At 32.9% G+C, this 15,612-nt stretch carries 23 protein-coding genes; 11 read left to right on the top strand and 12 right to left on the bottom strand.

Annotated elements, in window-relative coordinates:
* A partial coding sequence (locus OEW78_RS07465) for a fructose 1,6-bisphosphatase (protein WP_300326409.1) occupies nt 1–90 on the bottom strand: 90 nt, incomplete at its 3' end.
* Nucleotides 91–221: 131 nt separating this feature from the next.
* Here OEW78_RS07465 and tuf point away from each other — a divergent pair.
* The 3 genes from tuf to OEW78_RS07480 are packed head-to-tail and all read left to right on the top strand — an operon-like array spanning nt 222 to nt 2,072.
* Nucleotides 222–1,520 (top strand): translation elongation factor EF-1 subunit alpha, encoded by a 1,299-nt coding sequence (gene tuf, locus OEW78_RS07470; protein WP_300326349.1) that lies wholly within the window; start codon nt 222–224, stop codon nt 1,518–1,520.
* 10 nt (nt 1,521–1,530) lie between these two features.
* Complete coding sequence (rpsJ, locus tag OEW78_RS07475; protein WP_008299200.1) at nt 1,531–1,839, top strand: 30S ribosomal protein S10; 309 nt, start codon at nt 1,531–1,533, stop codon at nt 1,837–1,839.
* Nucleotides 1,840–1,868: 29 nt separating this feature from the next.
* Nucleotides 1,869–2,072, top strand: a complete 204-nt coding sequence (locus tag OEW78_RS07480) for an RNA polymerase Rbp10 (RefSeq protein WP_366523050.1) — start codon at nt 1,869–1,871, stop codon at nt 2,070–2,072.
* On the opposite strand, the gene OEW78_RS07485 is transcribed toward OEW78_RS07480, so the two are convergent.
* From OEW78_RS07485 to OEW78_RS07495, 3 genes are all read right to left on the bottom strand, one after another.
* Nucleotides 2,073–2,297 (bottom strand): C2H2-type zinc finger protein, encoded by a 225-nt coding sequence (locus OEW78_RS07485; protein WP_300326356.1) that lies wholly within the window; start codon nt 2,295–2,297, stop codon nt 2,073–2,075.
* Nucleotides 2,272–2,682, bottom strand: coding sequence for a hypothetical protein (locus OEW78_RS07490; RefSeq protein ID WP_300326359.1), 411 nt, complete (start codon nt 2,680–2,682; stop codon nt 2,272–2,274). The genes OEW78_RS07485 and OEW78_RS07490 overlap by 26 nt, the downstream gene beginning before the upstream one ends.
* Before the next feature lie 63 nt (nt 2,683–2,745).
* Complete coding sequence (locus OEW78_RS07495) at nt 2,746–2,868, bottom strand: hypothetical protein (protein WP_300326362.1); 123 nt, start codon at nt 2,866–2,868, stop codon at nt 2,746–2,748.
* Nucleotides 2,869–2,943: 75 nt separating this feature from the next.
* On the opposite strand from OEW78_RS07495, the gene OEW78_RS07500 reads away from it, so the two are divergent.
* Nucleotides 2,944–3,453 (top strand): TIGR00725 family protein, encoded by a 510-nt coding sequence (locus tag OEW78_RS07500; RefSeq protein ID WP_300326363.1) that lies wholly within the window; start codon nt 2,944–2,946, stop codon nt 3,451–3,453.
* On the opposite strand, the gene OEW78_RS07505 is transcribed toward OEW78_RS07500, so the two are convergent.
* From OEW78_RS07505 to OEW78_RS07525, 5 genes are all read right to left on the bottom strand, one after another.
* Nucleotides 3,443–4,582, bottom strand: a complete 1,140-nt coding sequence (locus OEW78_RS07505) for a 3-hydroxyacyl-CoA dehydrogenase (protein WP_300326365.1) — start codon at nt 4,580–4,582, stop codon at nt 3,443–3,445. The genes OEW78_RS07500 and OEW78_RS07505 overlap by 11 nt on opposite strands.
* A gap of 85 nt (nt 4,583–4,667) precedes the next feature.
* Nucleotides 4,668–5,492 carry a tetratricopeptide repeat protein gene (locus OEW78_RS07510; protein WP_300326368.1) on the bottom strand — a complete coding sequence of 275 codons (825 nt, stop codon included), beginning with the start codon at nt 5,490–5,492 and terminating at the stop codon, nt 4,668–4,670.
* Nucleotides 5,493–5,737: 245 nt separating this feature from the next.
* On the bottom strand, nt 5,738–6,013 hold the full coding sequence (locus OEW78_RS07515) for a hypothetical protein (RefSeq protein ID WP_300326371.1): 276 nt from the start codon (nt 6,011–6,013) through the stop codon (nt 5,738–5,740).
* Between the two features lie 174 nt (nt 6,014–6,187).
* A complete protein-coding gene (locus tag OEW78_RS07520) occupies nt 6,188–6,775 on the bottom strand; it encodes a hypothetical protein (RefSeq protein WP_300326374.1) in 588 nt (195 codons plus the stop codon).
* A gap of 33 nt (nt 6,776–6,808) precedes the next feature.
* On the bottom strand, nt 6,809–6,961 hold the full coding sequence (locus OEW78_RS07525; RefSeq protein WP_300326377.1) for a hypothetical protein: 153 nt from the start codon (nt 6,959–6,961) through the stop codon (nt 6,809–6,811).
* Between the two features lie 144 nt (nt 6,962–7,105).
* Here OEW78_RS07525 and OEW78_RS07530 point away from each other — a divergent pair, with 144 nt between their 5' ends.
* Nucleotides 7,106–7,966: a hypothetical protein gene (locus OEW78_RS07530; protein ID WP_300326380.1), complete on the top strand. Its 861-nt coding sequence runs from the start codon at nt 7,106–7,108 to the stop codon at nt 7,964–7,966.
* A 1-nt stretch (nt 7,967) separates the two neighbouring features.
* Here OEW78_RS07530 and OEW78_RS07535 read toward each other — a convergent pair whose 3' ends face one another.
* Together OEW78_RS07535 and OEW78_RS07540 are read right to left on the bottom strand one after the other, a co-directional pair.
* Nucleotides 7,968–8,333, bottom strand: a complete 366-nt coding sequence (locus OEW78_RS07535; protein WP_300326383.1) for a response regulator — start codon at nt 8,331–8,333, stop codon at nt 7,968–7,970.
* A gap of 46 nt (nt 8,334–8,379) precedes the next feature.
* Nucleotides 8,380–10,248 (bottom strand): sensor histidine kinase, encoded by a 1,869-nt coding sequence (locus tag OEW78_RS07540; protein ID WP_300326386.1) that lies wholly within the window; start codon nt 10,246–10,248, stop codon nt 8,380–8,382.
* Between the two features lie 118 nt (nt 10,249–10,366).
* Here OEW78_RS07540 and OEW78_RS07545 point away from each other — a divergent pair, with 118 nt between their 5' ends.
* Entirely contained in the window at nt 10,367–10,537 is a 171-nt protein-coding gene (locus OEW78_RS07545; protein WP_300326389.1) for a hypothetical protein, read from the top strand.
* 145 nt (nt 10,538–10,682) lie between these two features.
* Nucleotides 10,683–12,395, top strand: coding sequence for a fibronectin type III domain-containing protein (locus tag OEW78_RS07550; RefSeq protein WP_300326392.1), 1,713 nt, complete (start codon nt 10,683–10,685; stop codon nt 12,393–12,395).
* 20 nt (nt 12,396–12,415) lie between these two features.
* Here the strand turns inward: OEW78_RS07550 and OEW78_RS07555 are convergent, their stop codons facing one another.
* Nucleotides 12,416–12,589 carry a hypothetical protein gene (locus OEW78_RS07555; protein WP_300326395.1) on the bottom strand — a complete coding sequence of 58 codons (174 nt, stop codon included), beginning with the start codon at nt 12,587–12,589 and terminating at the stop codon, nt 12,416–12,418.
* Between the two features lie 398 nt (nt 12,590–12,987).
* Between OEW78_RS07555 and OEW78_RS07560 the strand changes: the two genes are divergently transcribed.
* The 4 genes from OEW78_RS07560 (at nt 12,988) to OEW78_RS07575 (ending at nt 15,597) form a co-directional block, all read left to right on the top strand.
* Nucleotides 12,988–13,809, top strand: a complete 822-nt coding sequence (locus OEW78_RS07560) for a PEFG-CTERM sorting domain-containing protein (RefSeq protein WP_300326398.1) — start codon at nt 12,988–12,990, stop codon at nt 13,807–13,809.
* 209 nt (nt 13,810–14,018) lie between these two features.
* A complete protein-coding gene (locus OEW78_RS07565) occupies nt 14,019–14,162 on the top strand; it encodes a cation transporter (protein WP_300326401.1) in 144 nt (47 codons plus the stop codon).
* Nucleotides 14,163–14,271: 109 nt separating this feature from the next.
* Nucleotides 14,272–14,949, top strand: a complete 678-nt coding sequence (locus OEW78_RS07570; protein ID WP_300326404.1) for a cation transporter — start codon at nt 14,272–14,274, stop codon at nt 14,947–14,949.
* A gap of 483 nt (nt 14,950–15,432) precedes the next feature.
* Nucleotides 15,433–15,597 (top strand): hypothetical protein, encoded by a 165-nt coding sequence (locus tag OEW78_RS07575; RefSeq protein WP_300326407.1) that lies wholly within the window; start codon nt 15,433–15,435, stop codon nt 15,595–15,597.
* Nucleotides 15,598–15,612: the final 15 nt, after the last annotated feature.

Below are 15,612 nucleotides of genomic sequence, written 5' to 3' on the forward strand. Positions count from 1 at the left end.
TCTAATTGCTTCTATTAGACCATCACTTGGTTTTGTATGTCCGCCAACTCCGCCGACATCTGCTTTGATAACTGAAACTGTAATCTTCATGAATCTAATTTTTACCCCTTTGATTTATGTGTATTTTAGCAAAATTTTATGTTCTGTAATTAATTGAAAATTTTCTAACTTTTCTTAAAAAATTCATAACAGTAATAAATGCCCTCGATTAGGCATTTCATATGGCAGATAAACCACACTTGAACCTGATTGTTACAGGACATATTGATAATGGAAAATCAACTACTATGGGTCATTTTTTGATGGATCTTGGAGTTGTAGATGAAAGAACTATTGCAGCTCACGGTGCAGAATCCGAGAAGACCGGAAAAGGTGATACTTTCAAGTATGCTTGGGTTATGGATAACATTAAAGACGAAAGAGAGAGAGGTATTACAATCGATCTAGCTTTCCAAAAGTTTGAGTCACCAAAGTACTTCTTTACTTTGATTGACGCTCCTGGTCACAGGGACTTTATTAAAAACATGATTACTGGTGCTTCTGAAGCAGATGCAGCCATTCTAGTACTTTCAGCAAAAGAAGGTGAAACTGATACTGCTATTGCAGCAGGTGGACAAGCAAGAGAACACGCATTCTTGCTCAAAACACTCGGTGTAAGCCAACTAATTGTTGCAATCAACAAAATGGATGCCGTAGAATACAAAGAAGATGCATACAAAGCAGCCAAAGAGAAAGGTGAAAAACTAGTCAAATCAGTTGGTTACAAATTAGAAAATGTACCATTCATTCCAGTTTCTGGATGGAAAGGTGATAACTTGGTCAAAAAGACTGAGAATATGCCTTGGTACAAAGGTAAGACTTTGTTAGAGGCATTTGATGACTTTACTGTTACTGAAAAACCAACAGGTAAACCATTACGTGTTCCAATTCAAGATGTTTACTCCATCACTGGTGTAGGTACTGTACCTGTAGGTAGAGTAGAGACTGGTGTCATGAAAGCAGGACAAAAAATTATTGTAATGCCTTCAGGTGCACTTGGTGAAATCAAATCTATTGAAACTCACCACACTGAAATGCCATCTGCAGAAGCAGGTGATAACATTGGTTTCAACCTTAGAGGTATTGAAAAGAAAGATATCAAGAGAGGAGATGTTCTTGGTACTCCTGATGCTCCACCAAACGTTGCAAAAGAATTCAAAGCTCAAATTATTGTAATTCACCATCCGACAGCAATTGCTCCTGGATATACACCAGTAATGCATGCCCACACTACACAAGTTGCAGCAACTGTTACTGAGTTCCTCCAAAAGATCAACCCTGCATCTGGTGCAGTTGAAGAAGAAAATCCAAAATTCCTTAAAGTTGGAGATTCTGCAATTGTTAAAATCAGACCGGTGAGACCAACATGTATCGAAACTTTCCAAGAATTCCCTGAAATGGGTAGATTTGCACTTAGAGATATGGGTGCAACTATCGCAGCAGGTATTGTAAAGGAAATTACCGAAGAGTACAAACCATAGGCGTATTTTTATGACACAAACCGCCCGTGTTAAACTCACCTCTACTAGTCTGCCTAAGTTAGATGGTGTATGTGGTGAAATCATGGGTATTGGTAAAAAAACTGGTGTCAAAGTCAAAGGTCCAACCCCACTTCCTGTAAAAAGACTACATGTTGCAACTAGAAAATCTCCTTGTGGTAGTGGAACTGAAACTTATGAGAAATGGGAAATGAAGATGCATAGAAGAATTATCAATATCAATGCTGATGATAAGGCAATTAGACAATTAATGCGACTAAAAATTCCTGATGATGTTTACATTGAACTGTCTTTAACATAATCTGGTAGCCTTAAATTATAGAAATTTTGATGATAAACATGGTTGACGAAGAATTAGACGAAGTGGAAGAAACTCCTGTTGAGACTTTTGAAGTAAATTATGCTTGTTTGAGATGTGGAACTGTTGTTTCAAATACTGAGTTGTCACGATTACCTGAAATCAAATGTATTTGTGGATTCAGAGTGTTTACTAAAGTAAGACCTCCTGTGGTTAAAACAGTAAAAGCAATATAGTTATCTGTCTCTTTTGTAACTGTGTTCTCTTTGTAAATGAGTTCTCATATCTTCCATATTTGAAAAATATTTGTTGCATTCTTTACAATCATATTGCAAATCTTTACCATGGATTATTTGTTTATGATTCATCATCTCTTCTTCTTTTGAAAATCTTTTTTCACACAACTCACATTTGATTTTCTTAAAGAATATCAATTCATCCAAACTCTGCTTTTTTTTCATCCCAGCATTTTCTACATAATTGACCTTCAATTTTCCAACTTCCTTTTGGATTGTATCTGATTAAACCCATTTTACCTTGGCATAATGAACAAAAGTTTTTTTTCTTACCATGATCTTCTTCTTTACCATCAAAACATTTTTTGCATAACAACCCTTCCATATCCCATTGCCATCTGGGCTCCCACAAATCAGTGATTTTCTGAGTTGTACCACATATAACACATGGTTGTCTTACTTTTCCTTCATAGTATTCTTTTGATTTATCAAAATGGCAATCTCCACAAAGTGGACCTTTGATATTCCATTCTCTTTTTGGTTTATGTTTGTGAGTTAGTTCTTTGTTACATACACTACAAAATAATGGTTTTTTACTAAATAATCCCATTTCCTTTGATCATCATGATGTGATATAATCTATAAATGTAAATAAAAATAACAAAAAAATCACTTATTGGCTTAGAATTTTCTCAAGAGCTTGACTTGCATTTAACATGCCGTTTCTCTTTGCAAATTCTTCGATCATTTTGTACTGTTTCTCACTGAAACATACTGGCATTGAACGTCTTTCCATGCATTATGTCTGTATTTTTTACTAATATCCTTTTCTCTTGGAAATCTATTTCAAACCACTTTCATTACTTTGATCATGGTAAAGAAAAGACAGATCTTAGTGATTGGTCATAATACTAATGGGTGTACTCCAGAACATGAAAAAGTAGCATATGATGTTGGAATGGAAATTGCAAAATCTGATTCTGTTTTAATCACTGGAGGTTTGGGGGGAGTGATGACTGCAGCTGCTCATGGTGCAAAAGATGTCGGTGGTCTGACTGTGGGTATAATTCCTCAAGCAGATGCTTCAGAGGCCAATGAATATTGTGATATTGTAATTCCTACTGGCATGGGTCTGACTCGTGATTTTTTGAATGCTCTAACTGCTGATGGTGTCATAATAATAGGCGGTGGTTCTGGAACTCTGTCTGAAATATGTGCTGCATATATGAACAAAAAACCTATGGTTGCAATTAGAAATCTAAATGGACCTGTAGCACAATACATTGATGGATACATTGATCACAGAAAAAATGTAAAAATTTTGGGTGTAGATAATGCCCAAGAAGCTGTAAAGAAGATTTTAGAATTGATTATTGCATAGATATCAAAAGCGGATCTGGTTTGTAAAATTCCCCGTGTTTATCAGCTAGTTTGTTTAATTCTTCTACAATTTTTTTAATACCTATTTCTTTTGCAGTTTCAAATAATGGCTTTTTGAGGCCTAGTCCTAACTGTGCTGCTTTTTCAATTTCTTCAATGTCACTTGCACCATTTGAAACAAGCCATGCTGCATTGTTTAGAATATTTGCAACAAGTTGAATTGGGTCACATTTTTTTGCTAGTTCTTCTGATAGTGCAACTCTTTCATATTTGTCATCAGAATATTTGTAATACCCTTCTCCTGATTTTTGACCTAATTTTTTCGCGTCAAACATTTTTTCGACAAGTGGGTGTGGGTTGATTACTTTTTTGTCACGCAAATGCATTTCAACTGTTGCTTTGTGAATCACATCCATTCCAGTAAAGTCTGCTAATTCAAAAATTCCCATTGGAAAACCTAGTTTGAATTTTACTGCTGAATCAATTTCTTCTAATGATAACCCTGTTCTGTCTTTTACATAACATGCTTCATGAACCATTGGAATGAATAATCTATTAATAATAAATCCTGGTACGTCTTTTCTACATAGTACTGCTTGTTTGTTTACTGATTTCACATATTCTTGTGTTAAATCTGTAATCTCTTGTGCTGTTTTCTCACCTGGAATCACTTCTACTAGTTTCATTAATTGTGGAGGATTGAAAAAATGAATTCCGATGAATTTCTCAGGACGAGATGTTGTATTTGCAATTTCTGTGATTGGTAATGTGCTTGTATTAGATGCAAATATTACTTCAGGCCCTGCTGCTTTGTCTAGTTCTGCATATACTGATTTTTTTAAATCCATAATTTCTGGCACTACTTCAATTACCAACTCTGCGTCTTTTACAGCTTCATTCAAGTCTACTATTGGTTTAATTCTTCCAAAAATGGCATCTCCTTCTTCTTTGGAAATTTTTTCTTTGGCAACTAGTTTATCTAAACTCCATTTTATTTTCTCCATTGCTTTATCTAAAAATTCTTGTTTAATGTCACGTAAAACCACATTATATCCTGCAGTTGCTGAGACTTGTGCGATTCCATGTCCCATCACACCTGATCCTAAAACTGTGATGTTTTTTACTTTCACAATAAAGCAAAAATCGTGTATCCTTTATAATGTATTTCATGATGCTGATATTCTTTAATAATTTTATAAAATATGCTTCTAAAAATTAATTCAATCCCGGAATTCCTAATATGGCTTTCACGATAACAAATTTTGGTTTCCAGCCTAGTGGCTCGTTGGTTAATTGATGCGCTTTAATGAATAATGGATGTGCTTCTTCATCTCTGTGAAGATCTTGCAAAGCATTTGCTTTGTTGATTAGAGCTCCTATTCTATCTGGTTCTATCTCTAAGGCTCTATCAAAATACTGTAATGATTCTTCATGAAAACCTAGTTCCATCAAAGTCACTCCTTTGTTGATAAGTGCAGCTATTAGAGTTTCTTGTTGTAAACTACCTTCATTTTCCAGTACACGATCAAAATAACTGAGGGCCTCATCAGGATCACCATAAATTGACATTATAATTCCTGCATTAACAACAGCTCTGTAGTCTACTGTCCCTTTTAATTCTGTAAACTCTATTGCCTTATCAAAAAGTTGTTTTGCATTATCAAAATTCCCTTGACGTGCCAAAACAATTCCTTTATTAATCATGGATTGGATGTCTTTTGGATCCTTTTCTAGTGCAGCATTGAAAAACTCTAGGGCTGAAAGATTATTCTTTTCTACCAATTCCTTAATTCCATGTTCAATTAATTCTTGTTTTGAATCAGAAGGTTCAGGATATTCTGCCTTGCTTTCTTCAAGAGTTAGAATGCCATTATTAATTAGATATTTAATTGCTCCAAGAAAATCTTTCTCAGAAATTTTTCCTTCACCATACCATTTTGCAGTATTTTTAACCCAATCAGGAACTGCAGCGTATGCAGTATTAAATAATAACCCTGAAATTAAGATAAACAAAGCAATCAAAACTAGTTTATCATTCAACAGTTCATGTATCAGATTATACTAATTAAGCATTGTTAGAAAAATAACATTGTGATACAGGAAATTATTTGAATAATTTCTGTATCCCCAAATTAAATTCTATACGATCATCTCTTCGCATATTCTTAGATATTGAAGATATTAATCTGCGAATCAAGAGTAATCATCCTCTTGGAATATCCAAGATAAACCCATTACATCCATTGCACAGGTATTTTGTCTAGAAATAATAAAAAGAAAAAAAACTATTTTGTAAGTACTATGGAGTAACTTACAGTGAATGGTTCTTGATACATGGTATGAAGTGCCAAAGCATTTCCTGAGAACATTGTAGAACCAGCTGATTTTGAAGGTACCATCACTAATGCATAGAATGTTTTATCATCCGTAGTCCAGTAAGGCAATCCTTTTAGTTCAGATTTATCCATTGGGCCAAGTAGAGTTACAACTTGAACTGGTTCAGATGCATCAAATGTTATGTGTCCTGAATAGTTTCTAGGTTCTTCTTCATTTGGTGCCAACAATACTGCAAGTTGGTGAGTCTTGTGTCCAATTCCAGGATCTTGACTAGATGTAGCAGTTCCCCTGATTACTCTATCACTTGTAATATCATGTTCTGTATATGTAACAGAGTAACTTACAGTGAATGGTTCAGTGTTTTTCGTATGAAGTGCTATTGCATTTCCAGTAAACTGTCAAACACCTGAGGATGTTTCTCTATCTACAAATGTTAGACCAAATTTTGTTTTTCCATCAGTACTCCAAATTGCTTGTGATTTAGCTTTGCCTTCCTTTAATGGGCCATGCAATGCTACAAGTTGAACATTTTCAGATGCAGAGTATGTAATGTGACCACGATAAGTTTTCTCACTAGGTGGTAAAACTATTGCAATCTGATGATTCTCATGCCCTTGTCCAGGATCTTCTACTGAAGTAACCATTCCTGTTACTGTCTTTGGAACCTTTAGTGAACTTATTGCTTTAGCTGCTTCCATTGTTTCAGCTTTTGTATCTTTCTTTGGCACTTTATCTTTTTCAGCAGTTTCATCTTTCTTTTCAGTTTTTACTTGCTCTTTCTTTTTTTCCTCAACAGGTTTCTTTTCTGTTATCGGTTCTGAACATAGTCTATCACCACAGACCTTTTTGGAATTAATTGCGTTTACTGAATTACCTTTAGATTTTAAGGCATCAGCTGATTGAATTAATCCAATAGGTCCTGTAATGGTACCTGTCAATAAAACAGCAACTGTAAAAAACGCTAGAAAAGTTGTTTTTGAATTCATTAATTATTTCACCTCCTCTTTTTCTATTAAGTATCAATCTTCCAGATAGTCATTCATGATAAGACAAGACAACCCTGCAAAATCTGACAATATCTTTTCTCTGACTAGAAGAGCGTTTTCGGCATCACTTCTAATCTGAGACAGTTTGTTTTCCTGATGTCTTTTTGTTATTGTGACTAATGACATGTTTAGAAATTATATGTTGAATTATTACTTGTTACCTACAAGTTTGTGGTATGCTATCCAACATTATAGATTAAATTAACTGAAGTGATTTCTGACAAATTAGATTAGAGAAGTTATTATTTGACATGCCCTCCAAAATGTGGTATGCCTTTAGAACAAGGAACAATTTATGGGAATTTACATGCCTACAAAATGTATACAAGACCTACATCCCAGAGACTTTTTGGAGAATACTCTTTTAGAAAAAAACCATCTACAAAACATCATGAAAATGTTCAAAAAATGTTAGAAGTTTTGGCATTAAATGGAACACTAACAACATGGGGAATGGCAAAAACACATCTTGATGATGTAGGAGGAATCAGAACCAAGGAAAAAGAATACAGAAGATTGATTGTAGGCAGAATGGCAAGAGGAAAGCACACCGTAGGATTGCTAGAAGTAGGATTAATAGTCAAGAATGGAAAGAGTTTTGCAAAAGCACCTGCGGATCAATACCGATTATCATTACATGGAATTTTGTATTGCCTTGATGTCTTGGATCTATCTGATAAACAAATTGATTCCATGGCAGAAAAATATGCAGATGTATTGCCTATGGTTTTTGGAAAATGGACATATCTAAAATCAAATATAGGAAAAGAAGTGTATAGATTAAAAAATTTGGCAGGAGGTTTGTTTATGGATAATATTCAGATTGCAAAGATTTCAAATTTCCCTGTCTATGAATTAATGACTTATTTGAATGTAAAATATCAAAATAATTTTGAGCAAATAGAAGAAAAGGAACTGGCAAATCAAATTTCTATTTGGTTTTATACGAACTTGCTTGTTCCTGCTAAACTCAGTTCATCAGGCAAACGGTCATCATTAGAGACAAAACAATGGAAAAAAATAATTCATGGAGATACTGATTTGAAAAAATGGTATTATGGTTTTGTAAATGAAGCCATTAAGTTTTATAACAATAGATTTAGCAAACTAAAGAAATTGGAAACTAATTGATTTAGGCATTTTGCGTTACAATTTCTTCAAGTTGTTCAAAAGAATAAGGCTTTGCCATTGTTGAAATTAATGACATGCTTTTTGCCCTTAGATGTTTTTTCTCATCTACAGCAAATGCAGTAATTAATACCACTTTAGCCTCAGAATCAAATTCTTTTATCTTAAAAAATGCATCAAATCCATCCATTTTAGGCATCTTAACATCCATTATTGTGAGATTTGGATGAATGTCTTTGTATTTGAAAACTGCCTTTTGACCATTTTCTGCAGTAACCACATCATAGCCTAAACTCTTTATCATATAGGCAGTATTCTCTAAAAGATCAATATCATCATCAACCAAAAGAACAGTTTTCTTTGAAGACATGTCTCAAATCAAATTCATAGTATGATAAAACTTTCGATAGAATTATTCATTCTAAGGAAAGTGGTAAAATTATAGTAAATCTTGTAGGATTATTATGAGCAGTAATGGTTCCATGATGCTGTTCTATGACATTTTTACATGTAGCTAATCCTAATCCTGTACCTTTTTGTTTGGATGTGATTAATGATTCAAAAATTTTAGGAAAGATATTGTCAGGAATACCTGGACCGGAATCTTGAATTTCTATACTTGCCATAGAATTTTGTTTCGATATCGTGCAATTGATTTTTCCTTTATTTTCTCCTATGGCTTGAATTGAATTTAAGAAAATATTGATAAAAACAATCTCTAGTTTCTGAATATCAGCTTTAATTTTAATTTCAGAATCTGGTATATCTATAGTTATTTTCTTTGGAATATCTAATGAATTTTTTGCAGATTGTAACACGTCGCTAACTTTAGTAGATTTTATTTCTAGTGGAGTAATTCGTACATAGTTTAACACATCGTCAATTTGATGTGATATTCTATCAATAGCCCTGTTCATTCTTTTAATTACTACCGTTAGTTCTTCATCTTTTTTAATATCTTTTCGTAAGATATGTGCTGAACTTTTAATTGTAGCAAGAGGATTTTTCATATCATGTGCCATACTTGCAGCAAGTTCCCCTATTGCAGATAATCTTTCATCTTTTATTTTCACATGAGCTTCGGCGAGTTTTTTTTCTGTCTCAATTAATTTTGAAAGGTTTTTGGCCATTTCCTCAAATGCATCACCTATGGTTTTGATTTCATCAATTCTGCTTTTTTTAATTTTAACATCAAAATTGCCTTTTGATATGGCTCTTGAAACTTTCGTCAGACGTTTTAAAGGTGATGAGACTATACTTGAGATTAACAATCCTCCAATAATTGAAGCCACCATGCCTGAAATAGAAACTGCTAATATTGAATTACGTAATTCAACAAACTCCTGAACTACAGACGAGCTGTTTTGCTCTACTATCACGGTCCAATCAAATCCTTCAAATGTTCTATATCCAGTAGATTTTGCATATGATACTAGTTGAAGATCATCTACGTTATCTACTAATTCAAAAAATCCCACATCTTTTCCTTGAACAATATTTTTAAAATATGGCATAACAGTATTTGAAACAATAATTTGGTTATTGGAAAAAATTGAATTTCCTGTTTCATCAAGTAACAATACACTACGTCCAGGAATGGTGATAATTTCAGATTCTTCTGTAAAAGGTCCAATCAGGTCATTTAATGTGATTAATACACGTAATACTCCAATGAAATTTCCATCCGCATCATTTATTCTAAAAGCAAAATCTATTGATTGACTATCATAGTCTTCATTAAATTGTATTTTTCCAAAATATTTTCCAGTGTCTTTAGATATTTGCCACCACTCTTCATCATTTTGGATATAATCTGATTTCCCAGAAGCTAAAGCGACAGTTGCACCATAAGCATTTGTTACAAATAACTCTTCAACAACATCAAAATCATATTCTTCATGATAAAATTCAATGATGTCTCTTAATACATTTGTTAAAACCTCATTTGTTTGCCCTTCAATAGATGGCCCAAATTCTGTAAACTCTATTGCTTTCTCTTTGATTTTTAAATATGATTCAATATCCGGAATTTTCTCAAATCTTGTATTGGAATCAATCAATGCTTCATGAATGAGATCTAGATTTGTTAATTCTTGAAAATTAGCCAGCCTGTTTTCAACATGTTTATCTAACCCCTGAATCATGTTAAAAGCAAATCCTTCATTTCTAGAGCCTAGTAATTTCTTCATTTCTTCTACACTAAGCTCAAAAGCAATGAATCCGACAAATGTGAATGTCAATGAAATTGTAAACATAACTGCGATTATTAGAAAAGAAATTTTCAATAGAGATAACCAGTCATGATCAAAGAATTGTGAATTTAAACATCACTAATTTGGAATTAAAAAAGGCATGCCACAAAGAGAACAGTATTACTATAAGATAATCTGTAGAACCAAATCCATGAGTCTATTACTCGAACAAACAAGGCAATCTGAGCCTTTAACAACACTGGTAGAAACACCAGTAAAAGAAAGAGAAAAAATTCACCCAAAAATAATGTCTAGACAAAATACCTGTGCAATGGATGTAATGGGTTTATCTTGGATATTCCAAGAGGATGATTACTCTTGATTCGCAGATTAATATCTTCAATATCTAAGAATATGCGAAGAGATGATCGTATAGAATTTGATCAGCGATTGTTGGAATTGTACAAATAATTATGAATCGTACAATTAATCCACAATCTTATTATCTATACAAGAGAGTACAAAATATGACTTTATTTTCAAAGAAATTTAATCTTCTATCCCTTGCTGTAATGGTATTTTCAATTTCATTGATAGTTTCACATGATTACAATGTATTTGCTCAATCTAGTTCTGCTCCCGATGCTATCACTGATCTGATTGCAGTTCCTGGTAATGGAGAAGCACATCTTTCTTGGACTGCTCCAGAAAATAATGGTTCACCAATAATTTCATACAAAATTGTTAGTTGGGAGACAGGTTCTGACATCTTTACTACATTTCCAAATCTAAGTACTAGCACACATGCAACTGCAACTGGATTAAAAAATGGTATTTCATACAGCTTTAAGGTAATTACAATAAATTCTGCAGGAGCAAGTAAGGACTCTAATATTGCATCAACAAAACCATCCCCTTCTTCTCCATCAACTGATGTTCCTAACATGATTACTGATTTTCTAGCCACAAGAGGAGATGGTAAAGTGAATCTATCTTGGACAAAACCAAATGACAACGGTTCTCCTATTTCAAGCTACAAAATCACATATTGGCAAATAGGTATCAATGAATTTAACAAAAAAACTGTTGATGGGAAAGCAATTTCTGCACAAATTACAGGATTAACTAATGAAGTATCTTATGCCTTTAAAATTAATGCTGTTAATTCAATTGGTCAGAGCCCAGACTCTAATGTAGATTCTGCAACTCCTTCAAAGTCTGCTGTATCTACAATCCCAAATCAAGTTAGAGGAGTAGTTGCAATTCCAAGTTCTGGCCAGATATTTTTATCCTGGATAGAGCCTTCTGATAATGGTTCTCCAATAACTAGTTATAGAATCACAGTAAATGAAAAAGGCTCAACCACTTTAACTACATATCCAAACATTGGAGATACAACAACAGCAACAATTCTTGGACTAAAGAATAATGTATCATATGACTTCAAAGTATCAGCTGTTAATTCAATTGGAATTGGAAAGGAATCAAAGGCAGTTAGTGCTACTCCTAACAACAAAGTCCCAATCGCTATTACTGGATTAAAGGTAATTCCAGGTGATGGACAAGTTAAATTATCATGGTCTGTCTCTTCATCGGCATTAGAGGACATTACTGGATACACAGTACGAGAATTTAAAACAGGTTCAGACTCTTTTGTATCTCATTCTATAATAGGCAAAAGCACCAGCATTACAATTGATAGTCTAACAAATGGTATTCCATATGGTTTTAGAGTACTAGGTGTTAATGCAGACGGAATTGGACCCGAATCAAATATTGTATATGCCACACCAATGCCCAAAGCCCAGATTTTAGGAAAAGTACCTGCACAGATAGGAGATCTTAGAGCCACTCCTGGAGACAACCAAGTAAAACTTGAATGGACAAAACCATTTGATAATGGATTTCCAATAACAGGTTACAAAATAATTCAAACACAAACAGGTTCTAGTATATTTACTACAATACAAAAATCTGACACTACAAACAATGCTATTGTTACTGAACTCACCAATGATGTTTCTTACAATTTTAAGATATCTGCAATGAATTCAGAAGGAACTGGAAAAGAATCAATTTCTGTTTCTGCAATCCCTAAATCTACATCTAGCTCAAAAATCATCATTCCACAATGGGTAAAAACAAATGCTGGATGGTGGTCTCAAGGATTAATTTCTGATTTAGAATATGCCCAGGCAATAGAATATCTGATTAATCAAGGGATAGTGAAAATAAAATGATGATTATTATAGTTAGATGACTAAGATTTGATATCTTTTTTCATTTCTAGGTATTCATTAACAATTTTCAAACAGTTTTTCATATTTTGGACATAATCCATGGCTTCAGAATCATGATTATTTTCAAGTGCATTAACCAATCCCTTTGAATATAATTTCACATCATTTACTATGGAATCTATTGTATCTTTCATAGAAATGATTACTGTTTCTAATTGATAAGGGGACTGTTAAATATCATAAATAGGAATTATTAATACACCTAAGTATACTTCCAAAGATGAGATAGGATTGAGAAAAATTGAAGTTATTTGTTATGATCAGCAAAGCCAAAGCATAGAATTTACGTTTAAAAATACAGAATTCCTTTTCATTCAGAATTAACCTAGAAATTTTTACGAGAAAGAAAAAGCTCAGCAACATATGGTAATCACAATAAGCATTTTCATTGGATTAAGTATATTGTTAGGATTTTTGTCATTTAAACCATAAATAAAATAAAACTCAAAATATAAATCAAATTTTCAAATACATTTTTCAGTGCTGAAAATTACCCCTTCTCTTTATATCTGCATATTTGCAAAGAAAGTGCTTGAAAACAATCCTCCCACTTTTACTAATGGCATTAATGATAATCCCGATATCGACAGTATTTGCAGAATCTGAATATGACATTAATATTCCATCTGGCTCTGCAGACAAAAATGCGCCATTTCACTGGGCAAGTGAAAAGGATGGAAGCACTTCAGGATTTATAGAAATTATAGTGGGTGATACTATTTACTGGAAAAATGCAGACACTGTTTCTCATACCGTGACTTCTGGTAATCCTCAATCCGGCCCTGATGGATTTTTTGATAGTGGAATGATTGAATCTGGAAAATTTTTTATGAAAACATTTGATGATGTTGGAGAATTTGAATATTATTGCACAATCCATCCTTGGAGGACTGGGCTAGTAAGTGTAGTTAGCGGGTTTAGTGTTTTATCTAATGTTGGAATTGATGCTGGAGATGGCATGACGTTGTTTGATGTTGAATACAAATTCAATAGATTAGTTAATGAGGCAAGTGTTATTGAAGAATCAAAATCCATTTTATTGAAATTAAAGGGAAACACTATCAATGAAGATAATACATTGACATTATTGCTTCCTACAGAATTGATTAGTGGGATTAATTCTGTTTCAATTGATGGAAAAAAGACCGAAAAATTTTCTCAGGATTTTGTTGATAATATAGTTTCATTAGAAATTAAAGAAATTCCTCCAAAGACAAAAACGATAACTATTACAGGTACAACAATAGTTCCAGAATTTGCAGAAATCGCTTTGATGATTTTGATAATATCTGTTATGGGTATTGTTTTTTTATCAAAAAAACAAACTATGCAGAAAATGTTTCAGCATTATTAGGATCAACTAGTTTTCTAATATGCTTCAAATCTTTTTATCTATAAAATACACATTTACATTATGGTCAGAGTCGATGAATGTTTTAAATGCGGTGTAACCGAAAAAGAGGCAAAGTTAGTGTATTCTACAAATAAACCTGTGTTATGTGAAAAATGTTCTAAAACATAAAGAATTAATCATTCAAATAAGGAAATGTACAAAAAATACTCTTGGCTACTGGTTCAACTAAGGCAGTTTATGCTGCACTTTTTGGAAATCTAGGAATAGCAATTACAAAATTTATTGCAGCTGCAATGACTGGCAGTGCCTCAATGTGGGCAGAATCTTATCACTCTGCCTCCAGATACTGTTAATCAAATTCTACTGTTACTGGGAATCAAAATAAGTAAAAAACCTGCTACTGATTTACATTAATTTGGATTTGGTAAATCTCAATTTTTTTGGTCATTTGTTGTCGCTACTATGATCTTTGGAATATCAGGGATATTATCTCTTGAGCAAGGATTTTCATCTTTGTTGGGAGAAGGACACCATTTTGAAAATCATATGATAAATTATATTGTCCTTGCAATTGCATTTGGTTTTGAGGCAAATGCATTAAGAATTGCACTTGTTCAATTTAAAAAACCTATAACAGAACGTGGTGATAAGGTAAGACCTTCAACTTTGTATAGCGAATTTAAACATAGCAAAGACACTTCAATTCTAACTGTAGTAGTAGAAGATACTGCCGCATTGTTAGGAATTGGAATTGCCGCTGTAGGAATATTGCTTACAGACATTACTGGAAATACTATTTATGATTCTATAATCTCAATTGTTATCGGAGTATTGTTGATGTCTTTTGCTTTTTTCTTGGCAAAAGAAAACAGAGGTCTGTTAATAGGAGAATCAATTTCTCCAAAACATAGAAAACAGATTATAGATATTGTTTCTTCAATACCTGAAGTCAATAAAGTTATCACTATGAAAACAATGCATCTTAGTCCTATTATTGTTATAGTTGGAATTGAAGTGAATTTGATTGATGGTTTGGACACAGATAAAATTGAAACGATTACTGATATGATTGAACAAGAAATTATGACGATTCTACCAAATTCAAACAAAGAGTATATTTTTGTAGAAATAGAACGATAGGCCTAAACAAAGTCTCATGTGTAACAAATATTCAGTAAACAGTATTTGATGTACAATCTTTTCTCCATTCAATTTGATACTTGCCTTATATTGATACAAAAATCATTTTTGTATAAACAATATCTTCTAACACAATTATGGTTATGGAACAAAACTACTTATCTTCATTTAGAAAAGCATAGAGATGAACAAAAACATTCTAATTTTTTCATTAGGGATTGTTATTGCAATTTTAATTGGCATTGTTCTTATAACTAATTTTAATTGGTTTTCCCAAGAATGGCTAATAGGACTTGGGATTATCATGTGGGTAGTATTATTGGAGTTGGCCTTTTGATTTACTCAAAAATTAAACGCTAATAATTTGAGATGTCCAAAATACCATGAAAAGAATGTGAATCTGTAGAGTTGAACGTACACGTCTTGATGATTTTAAAGGATGTTTAGTATCATTTTTAATGTATTTCAAAATTTTATAAAATTATGGGCTTGTTTAAACGTAAAAAGGATGAACATAAAACAAAATGTGATGTATGTGGAACAGAATTACATGATCCTGAACGATTAAAAAAACATATGAAAAAAGCACATGGAAACGTACCTGCCAAAAAGATGGATCCTAATGCAGGCGATGGCGGTACTTGGTAATTGGAACTCAGTTCA

It is taken from the genome of Candidatus Nitrosopumilus sp. (assembly GCF_029882185.1).
Classification (GTDB): Archaea; Thermoproteota; Nitrososphaeria; order Nitrososphaerales; family Nitrosopumilaceae; genus Nitrosopumilus.

Excerpts from the sequence above, each read along its gene's own strand:
- tuf (WP_300326349.1), top strand. The coding sequence starts at position 222 with ATGGCAGATAAACCACACTTGAACCTGATTGTTACAGGACATATTGAT.
- rpsJ (WP_008299200.1), top strand. The coding sequence starts at position 1,531 with ATGACACAAACCGCCCGTGTTAAACTCACCTCTACTAGTCTGCCTAAG.
- OEW78_RS07480 (WP_366523050.1), top strand. The coding sequence starts at position 1,869 with ATGATAAACATGGTTGACGAAGAATTAGACGAAGTGGAAGAAACTCCT.
- OEW78_RS07485 (WP_300326356.1), bottom strand. The coding sequence starts at position 2,297 with ATGAAAAAAAAGCAGAGTTTGGATGAATTGATATTCTTTAAGAAAATC.
- OEW78_RS07490 (WP_300326359.1), bottom strand. The coding sequence starts at position 2,682 with ATGGGATTATTTAGTAAAAAACCATTATTTTGTAGTGTATGTAACAAA.
- OEW78_RS07495 (WP_300326362.1), bottom strand. The coding sequence starts at position 2,868 with ATGGAAAGACGTTCAATGCCAGTATGTTTCAGTGAGAAACAGTACAAA.
- OEW78_RS07500 (WP_300326363.1), top strand. The coding sequence starts at position 2,944 with ATGGTAAAGAAAAGACAGATCTTAGTGATTGGTCATAATACTAATGGG.
- OEW78_RS07520 (WP_300326374.1), bottom strand. The coding sequence starts at position 6,775 with ATGAATTCAAAAACAACTTTTCTAGCGTTTTTTACAGTTGCTGTTTTA.
- OEW78_RS07525 (WP_300326377.1), bottom strand. The coding sequence starts at position 6,961 with ATGTCATTAGTCACAATAACAAAAAGACATCAGGAAAACAAACTGTCT.
- OEW78_RS07530 (WP_300326380.1), top strand. The coding sequence starts at position 7,106 with ATGCCTTTAGAACAAGGAACAATTTATGGGAATTTACATGCCTACAAA.
- OEW78_RS07535 (WP_300326383.1), bottom strand. The coding sequence starts at position 8,333 with ATGTCTTCAAAGAAAACTGTTCTTTTGGTTGATGATGATATTGATCTT.
- OEW78_RS07545 (WP_300326389.1), top strand. The coding sequence starts at position 10,367 with ATGAGTCTATTACTCGAACAAACAAGGCAATCTGAGCCTTTAACAACA.
- OEW78_RS07550 (WP_300326392.1), top strand. The coding sequence starts at position 10,683 with ATGACTTTATTTTCAAAGAAATTTAATCTTCTATCCCTTGCTGTAATG.
- OEW78_RS07555 (WP_300326395.1), bottom strand. The coding sequence starts at position 12,589 with ATGAAAGATACAATAGATTCCATAGTAAATGATGTGAAATTATATTCA.
- OEW78_RS07570 (WP_300326404.1), top strand. The coding sequence starts at position 14,272 with ATGATCTTTGGAATATCAGGGATATTATCTCTTGAGCAAGGATTTTCA.
- OEW78_RS07575 (WP_300326407.1), top strand. The coding sequence starts at position 15,433 with ATGGGCTTGTTTAAACGTAAAAAGGATGAACATAAAACAAAATGTGAT.